A 1,682-nucleotide genomic window follows, 5' to 3' on the forward strand; every position below is an offset into this window, starting at 1 on the left:
GGACCAAGGAGGGTCCTGATGACGCGAGCCAGGAAGGAGCTCGTCTCGATCGAGGCGACGCCGTATTACCACTGCATTTGTCGCTGTGTTCGCCGTGCGTTCCTGTGTGGCGAGAATTTCTATTCCGCATGACGAGGTCGGACCTCGTTACCATCCACAGGGTCAATTCGAGCGCCGCGCGATCAGGTCCATCACCGCGCGGATGAGTTGCCACTGGCCGATAAGCCCCACGCCTTGCGGATCGATGTGGGAAAAGCCATCGATCAGGTGGAGGTCGACCTCGCCGATTGCACGGGCGAGGCGCGCGCTTTCGGTGTGCGGGATCATGGTGTCGGCCCGACCGTGGATCAGGATGGCACCGTTGGAAAGATGCGAGAGGTCGCGGTTGGTGAGGGACAGCATTTCGATGGCCTCCCGCGCGCTGGCCGGCAGATCATTCAGGAGCTCCGGCACGCGCTCCTGGTCATCGTTCAGGATTAACGCCAAGAGGGTCCGCCCCTCATCCCCGAGATCATCTGTCACGTCGTCGATGGGGGCCTTGGGGTCGCCCATGCGCCGGCGCGCGATTTCTTCGAGAATCCTGCGGTCTTCGCGGTTATCCAGCATGTGCAGATTGCCGCGCAGGAATAGCCACTTCGCCAACGGGTCAGGCGTCCGCGTCTGCCAGTGGTCCGATCCGGGCTCCTGGAAGGCCCCTGTGGTGGAGAAGGTGATGACGTTCTTCGTGTCGTAGTAGCCGCCGATCCCGACCAGGAAGTCGATGGCCGCTTCCCCCTGCGGCGTCAGCGTCGCCAGGACGGCCAGGCCCACGGCATAAGAGATCGCCGCGACCCCCACGTATTGTTCATCCGCTGCGCGCTCCACATCCAGACGGGACAGAAGGGCCGCGGCATCACCGATGGCAGCGGCCTCCTCGGGACGCACGCTGAGGTCTTTCGAGCCCTGCAGGTCGGGCACCAGCACCAGGAAGCGCGCCCGCGCCAACGTATTGGCGAGTTGCACCAGCCGCCGGTCGTCCTTGCCCTGCGGCGTGAAGCCCGGCACGAGGACGATGCGGGCCCCCACATTCTGCTGGGGATGATAGAGGTCGGCCGCGATGTCACCTTCGTCCGTCTCGAGGGTAAGCGTTTGGCGCGTGGGCTCGGGGGTGCGGTCCTTCAGCGTGCTCGGTCCCGCGCCGGCCTCGATGTCCTGGAGCACGCGCGTCGCCTCCCAGCTTTGGGTGCTGATGCAGCCGGCAAGCAGCAAGAGACCCAGCAACACAGCAGCGATGCGCAGCATGCGATTCTCCTGTCAGATGAGCGGTACCAGTCCCGCCGGTACCCTAAGTCTATATCCGGAGTGACCGGGTCGGACCTCCAGGCGTAGGGTGTAATGAACAGGTTGCGCCCTGATCGGCAAAGGGTTTGGGCCTTGGAGTGGCCATTTTCGGCCATGAGTGGGGCTGTAACGTGCGGGGTCTTCGGCGAGGTGTGAAGCGTCCGAGTCGGTGCGTACGGAGTGATCGACGGCGCGGATATCCAGCTGTGCCTGGATCTGGCGCAGGAATGATTGGCTTCCCATGAAGAAGAGGGCACCCATGACCTTTGGTTCATCGAAGGATACCGGGGAGGTGTTCGACCGCTGAAGGGCATCGTAGTCTCGCGTGGAGCCAGGAAGGACACGGGAGGGAGCGATGCTGG

The 1,682-nt window shown here is 63.8% G+C and carries 1 protein-coding gene and 1 pseudogene; one reads left to right on the forward strand and one right to left on the reverse strand.

From position 1 onward, the window contains the following. Positions 1 to 18: 18 nt before the first annotated feature. Positions 19 to 126 (forward strand): annotated as a pseudogene (locus tag F622_RS14085) (transposase); the annotation flags it as partial. Positions 127 to 162: 36 nt separating this feature from the next. On the opposite strand, the gene F622_RS0113320 reads toward F622_RS14085, so the two are convergent. Beyond that, positions 163 to 1,281 (reverse strand): alpha/beta hydrolase, encoded by a 1,119-nt coding sequence (locus F622_RS0113320; protein WP_018175687.1) that lies wholly within the window; start codon positions 1,279 to 1,281, stop codon positions 163 to 165. Positions 1,282 to 1,682: the final 401 nt, after the last annotated feature.

This window comes from Thioalkalivibrio sp. ALMg3, assembly GCF_000381225.1.
Classification (GTDB): Bacteria; Pseudomonadota; Gammaproteobacteria; order Ectothiorhodospirales; family Ectothiorhodospiraceae; genus Thioalkalivibrio; species Thioalkalivibrio versutus.

Excerpts from the sequence above, each read along its gene's own strand:
- F622_RS0113320 (WP_018175687.1), bottom strand. The coding sequence starts at position 1,281 with ATGCTGCGCATCGCTGCTGTGTTGCTGGGTCTCTTGCTGCTTGCCGGC.